Below are 399 nucleotides of genomic sequence, written 5' to 3'. Positions count from 1 at the left end.
GCGTCCATGATGCGGCTCTTGGCGGCGCTCTGGTTCTCCACCGAGATCTGCAGGTTGGAGATCACCGAGTCGAAGCGGTTCTGCGCCGCGCCCATGATGGCGCGCTGGTTGCTGACCGTGGTGATCGCGGCGTCGATGCTGTCGATCACCGTGCCGATGGTGGCGGTGGTGGCAGTGTTGTCGATCACCGAGCGGCCCGTGCCGGTGTTGTCGGTGCCGGCCACCAGGGTCATCGTCGGGTCCACCGTCATGTCGGTGGTGACGATGTCGATCGTGTCGTTGGTGCTGGTGTTCGCGCCGACCTGGAAGGTCTGCGTGCCTGCATCGGAAGTGGCCAGGATGGCCTTGCCGTTGAAGGTCGTGCCGCCCAGCACGCGCTGGATCTCGCTGGCCAGCTGG

At 65.9% G+C, this 399-nt stretch carries 1 protein-coding gene; it reads right to left on the bottom strand.

Translation table 11 applies throughout. From position 1 onward, the window contains the following. On the bottom strand, positions 1–399 hold a 399-nt coding region (locus B0W88_RS32345), incomplete at both ends, for a flagellin (protein ID WP_255378682.1).

This window comes from Pelomonas sp. KK5 (assembly GCF_001984095.1).
In the GTDB taxonomy this organism is placed as follows: Bacteria; Pseudomonadota; Gammaproteobacteria; order Burkholderiales; family Burkholderiaceae_C; genus KK5.
This window is presented reverse-complemented; position numbering and strand designations above follow the sequence as displayed.